Genomic DNA, 4673 nt, shown 5'->3' with positions numbered 1-4673 from the left:
CTAGCTACCTTAACTGGCTTTTTCATTTTGATTATCCTCGGAAAAATCCCTGTCTCGAAATGGAATTTGCGGCCATAGCTCGCCGACCATGCGAGACGTCAGGGTTGGGCCTATGAAGGTCACTAAAAGTCCAAGAAGTTGAGCCAGCAGGATCACTCGGCCTTCGAGAAATTCGGCCGGGTCGATAAGTGAGCGAATTTGATCAAGCCCTTCCAATTCGCCCTTTTCATTTACCCGCACAGCGTGCAGCCAGGAAACTTCCACCGTCGCCAGCGCAATTGCCCGGGCAAGCAGTTGGCGCGTTCCGGCGGTGCCCATCAACATCTTCAGATGTGGGCTCAGGGCATCGGTGATTGGGAAGGCGGCACCTCTGCCCCGGTTTCCGCTATTTTCCAGAGCGTTGATATCAATCAAATGTCGAGCGAAGCGGCGCATCCGTGGACTGGCGCGATTCACTCAACGTCGCCCAAGTGTAAGCACACCGCGCGGCCCGCGCCGATATCTGGTGCGGTGGGGGATGCCATTGAACTCTCCGATCACACGTCAAACGGATAAGCACGCAGTTCGTTCCAGATGCTCGCTTTATACTCGCCGGTCTTGTCGGCGCTTGACGTCAAATCAATGCCTGATGAGCCGTGAACACTCCGCCGGCACGGTGCAGCGGCCGCTTTCAGCTTCAGCGAGAATATCGACGAACGGTAGAATAGGGCGGGAGAAGCCGCGTGCCCGATAACAGTTGGTCGAACGGCTGGCTCTGGCACAAGCAGACATTCCCGAGCCCATTGGCCAACGACGGCAACTGGGCCGCAAGCGGACAGTTTGCCAACCCGCGCGCCTGAAAGCGAATGTGTGCAGGGTCTGCGACCCTGCCCGCCGGAGGCTGCTTATCGGCTGCCGAACAGGGCGCTGCCCACGCGGGCGACGGTCGAGCCGAGCAGGGCGGCGGTTTCGTAGTCGCTCGACATGCCCATCGACAGGCCCGGCAGCCCCAGCCGTTTGGCGTGTTCTGCGAGGAGGGCGAAGTAGGGGGCGGGTTCGACGGTGGCGGGGGGGACGCACATCAGGCCGATGATGTTCAGGCCGGCGTCGCGCGCTTGGGCCAGCAGGGCGGGCAGATCGGCAATGGCGCTGCCGCCTTTCTGGGCTTCGCCGCCGATATTGACCTGGAGGTAGCAGGCCGGGTGTTTGCTCAGCGCGATCTGGGCCTTGGCCAGTGCTGTCACCAATGACGGGCGATCGACGCTGTGGATCACGTCGAACATGGCGATGGCTTCGGCGGCCTTGTTGGATTGCAGTTGGCCGACGAGGTGGAGCGTGATGCCGGGCGTTTCGGCTTGCAATTCCGGCCATTTGGCCTGGGCTTCCTGCACGCGGTTTTCGCCGAAGTGGCGCTGGCCGGCGGCGATCAGCGGGCGGATATCAACGGCGTCGAAGGTTTTGGACACGGCGACCAGCAGCGGCGCATCCAGGCGGCCGGCATCGCGGCAGGCCCGATAAAGGCCAGCCTGCACCGTTGCAAGCCGCTGCTGCGCGCCCGTCGCTGAATCAGCTATCACGCGATCAGAAGGCGATTCTGGTGCCGAAATAAACGGCTTGATCGTCGCGGGTGGGCAGCACCAGTGACGGCGGTTCGGGTGCGATGCGATAGCGCATGCCGCCCGTGACCGAGAATCGCGGCGCAAGGCGGTAGGCGCCGCCCAATTCGAGGCCGTAGCGGCGGGTGAGCGGCGAAAAGGCCAGCGGCTGGCTTTGTTCGGCGGTGCCTTGCAGGCTGGTGCGCCAGTTGCGCCCACCATAGGACAGGCCCAGATTGAGCTGATCTGTCATGCGGCCCGACATCGGCGAGGCCAGCGCCGGTTCGGCATGGGCATAGCCAGTATCGACGGCAAAGCCCTTCCAGCCCAGCGACAGGTTCACGCCATAGCCGGCCGGTACCACGAAGCTATCGGCGGGTGCCGACGCGCGCGAACGATCAACCGCAGGAGTGGTGACGCGGGCAGCGACGCCCAGCGACAGGGCGCGGCGATTATCGGCCTGGCCCGACGGGGTGAAGCGGAAACCGCTGCCCAGCGATTGCGGCATTGTCGGCGCGCCCGGTGCCGTGAAGGCAAAACGGCCAATTTCACCGACTTGCGGCTGAAACGGGGTGAGCGGGGTTTCGGCCACCAGCCGCTGCTTTTGGGCGCGCAGCGCAGGCTTGGCGGCCAGTGCCGGGCTGCTGGCGATACCGATCACCGCTGCGCACAGCGACGCTGCCACCAGCCAGGGCTTGGCTGGGCGCTGCGGCGCGACCATTGGCGCGAGCGAATCAGCAACCGGTTTCATACGCTTTTGTCCTAACAACAGTGGGACAAGAATCCCATATGCGATTGAACGTATCACCAACATGAACGGCCCCGCGGACAGCATTTTCAGAGCGCCTGTGGCGAAGGGCACACAGTTGTGCGCCAGCGGCTGCGACTTCCGGGCGCATGCCTGACGCTGCGGGCTTGGCGGCGCGGGTGCACCATGCCAAAAGGCGGCAAGGTTTTTGGCCGATTTCTGGCCGGTATCTGGCCGGTTTTGGGCCGTTTCACGTGATGAAGGTTTTGCCATGCGGCGAATTGCAACCCTGGTTATCCTGTCAACGCTGGCCGTGATGGCGCCTGCTTGCGGCGGCAAGAAGCCCAGGCTTTCGGCTGAAGCGCCGGCCCGCATCACCACGCTGGGGATCAACGCCTATTTGTGGCGCGCCGCGCTTGATACCATCGCCTTCATGCCGCTGGCACAGGTCGATTCAAATGGCGGTGTGATCATCACCGATTGGTATGTGTCGCCGCAAAGCGCCAACGAGCGCGTGAAGGTGACGGTGACCATCCTCGATACCGAATTGCGCGCCGATGCCGTGCGCGTCGCTGTGCAGCGCCAGATGCTGGGCGCCACCGGCTGGGCCGAAGCCACCGTGCGCGCCGGCACCGTGCAGCGTCTGGAGGAAACCATGCTGGGACGCGCCCGCGATCTGCGCCGCAACACCATCGCGCCTGACCGTTGATCCGGGTGACGAAGGGACGTCATGCCCCGGTTTGATCACCAGGCCGCCGAAACGCGGTGGCAGGCGCTTTGGGACGAGCGGCAGAGCTTCGTGGCCCGTGACGACAGCCCCAAGCCGAAATCCTATGTGCTGGAGATGTTTCCCTATCCATCAGGGCGCATCCACATGGGCCATGTGCGCAATTACACCATGGGCGATGTTGTGGCACGCACGCGCCGCGCCCAGGGCTTTGAAGTGTTGCACCCGATGGGCTGGGATTCGTTCGGCATGCCGGCCGAAAACGCCGCCATGGAAAAGGGCGTTCACCCCGGCAACTGGACCCGCGCCAACATCGCGGCGATGCGGGCGCAACTCAAGCGGTTGGGCTTTGCGCTGGATTGGTCACGCGAACTTTCCACCTGCGAGCCCGATTATTACGGCCAGGAACAGGCGCTGTTTCTTGATTTGCTGGCTGGGGGGCTGGTGTACCGCAAGGAATCGGCGGTGAATTGGGACCCGGTCGACATGACCGTGCTGGCCAACGAACAGGTTATCGATGGCCGCGGCTGGCGTTCGGGCGCGCTGGTTGAACGCCGCAAGCTCAACCAGTGGTTCCTGAAGATCACCGATTTCGCTGATGATCTGCTGGACGGGCTGGGGTCGCTTGAGCAGTGGCCGGAAAAGGTTCGGCTGATGCAGGAAAACTGGATCGGGCGTTCGACCGGGCTGCGTTTCACCTTTCAAGTGGACACCGCCTCACTGCCTGCCGGCAAGGCCAGCCCCGCATCAGCCCGTTTCGATGTGTTTACAACGCGGCCCGATACGTTGTTTGGCGCCAGTTTCGCGGCCATTGCTGCCGATCATCCGCTGGCGCGGGAATGCGCGCAGGCGAGCCCGGCGCTGGCGGCGTTCATCGCGCAATGCCAGGCTGGCGGCACCGCTGCGGCGGATGTCGAAACGCAGGAAAAACTAGGCTTTGACACGGGTTTGAGCGTGATCCACCCGCTCGATCCCGGCATCCGCCTGCCGGTGTTCGTCGCCAATTTCGTGTTGATGGATTATGGCACCGGCGCGCTGTTTGGCTGCCCTGGCCACGATCAGCGCGATCTGGATTTTGCCCGCAAATACCAGCTGCCGGTGATCCGCGTCGTCGCGGCCGAGGGCGAGGACAATGCGCCCATCCATGCCGAGGCTTATACCGGGCCAGGCCACATGGTGAACTCGCGCTGGCTTGACGGCATGGCCGCCGACGAAGCCAGCGCTGCCGTTATTGCGCGCGCGCAAAGCGAAGGCTGGGGGACAGGCGTCACGCAGTATCGCCTGCGCGATTGGGGCGTGAGCCGTCAGCGTTACTGGGGCACGCCGATACCGATCATCCACTGCGAAGTGTGCGGCGCGGTTCCGGTGCCCAAAAAGCAATTGCCCATCACCCTGCCCGACGACGTGACGTTTGACGTGCCGGGCAACCCGCTGGACCGCCACCCGACGTGGAAGCATGCAGCGTGCCCGCAATGCGGCAAGCCGGCCCGGCGCGAGACCGACACGCTGGACACGTTCACCAACAGCAGCTGGTATTTCATCCGCTTTGCTAGCGCGCCGGCCGATCGCCCGTTCGATCCGGCGGTGGCGGCCAAATGGCTGCCGGGGGGCCAGTATATCGGCG

Annotated in this window: 5 protein-coding genes; 2 read left to right on the top strand and 3 right to left on the bottom strand. The window is 63.7% G+C overall.

Annotated elements, in window-relative coordinates; genetic code table 11:
• Positions 1-9: 9 nt before the first annotated feature.
• The 3 genes from ACESL8_RS03785 to ACESL8_RS03775 form a co-directional block, all read right to left on the bottom strand.
• Entirely contained in the window at positions 10-456 is a 447-nt protein-coding gene (locus ACESL8_RS03785; RefSeq protein WP_372916122.1) for a hypothetical protein, read from the bottom strand.
• Between the two features lie 428 nt (positions 457-884).
• A complete protein-coding gene (locus tag ACESL8_RS03780) occupies positions 885-1556 on the bottom strand; it encodes a YggS family pyridoxal phosphate-dependent enzyme (protein WP_372916120.1) in 672 nt (223 codons plus the stop codon).
• A gap of 4 nt (positions 1557-1560) precedes the next feature.
• Positions 1561-2325, bottom strand: coding sequence for a hypothetical protein (locus tag ACESL8_RS03775; RefSeq protein ID WP_372916118.1), 765 nt, complete (start codon positions 2323-2325; stop codon positions 1561-1563).
• Positions 2326-2638: 313 nt separating this feature from the next.
• On the opposite strand from ACESL8_RS03775, the gene ACESL8_RS03770 reads away from it, so the two are divergent.
• Both ACESL8_RS03770 and leuS read left to right on the top strand, forming a co-directional pair.
• The gene (locus ACESL8_RS03770) at positions 2639-3031 is read left to right on the top strand and encodes a DUF3576 domain-containing protein (RefSeq protein ID WP_372916116.1); all 393 of its coding nucleotides are present in this window, start codon (positions 2639-2641) and stop codon (positions 3029-3031) included.
• 21 nt (positions 3032-3052) lie between these two features.
• A partial coding sequence (gene leuS / locus ACESL8_RS03765) for a leucine--tRNA ligase (RefSeq protein ID WP_372916114.1) occupies positions 3053-4673 on the top strand: 1621 nt, incomplete at its 3' end.

The sequence above is a fragment of the Sandarakinorhabdus sp. genome (genome assembly GCF_041689835.1).
GTDB lineage: Bacteria > Pseudomonadota > Alphaproteobacteria > Sphingomonadales > Sphingomonadaceae > Sandarakinorhabdus.
Note: the sequence above shows the minus strand (reverse complement) of the source record. Positions and strands in the feature narration are given on the sequence as shown.

Excerpts from the sequence above, each read along its gene's own strand:
- ACESL8_RS03775 (WP_372916118.1), bottom strand. The coding sequence starts at position 2,325 with ATGAAACCGGTTGCTGATTCGCTCGCGCCAATGGTCGCGCCGCAGCGC.
- ACESL8_RS03770 (WP_372916116.1), top strand. The coding sequence starts at position 2,639 with ATGGCGCCTGCTTGCGGCGGCAAGAAGCCCAGGCTTTCGGCTGAAGCG.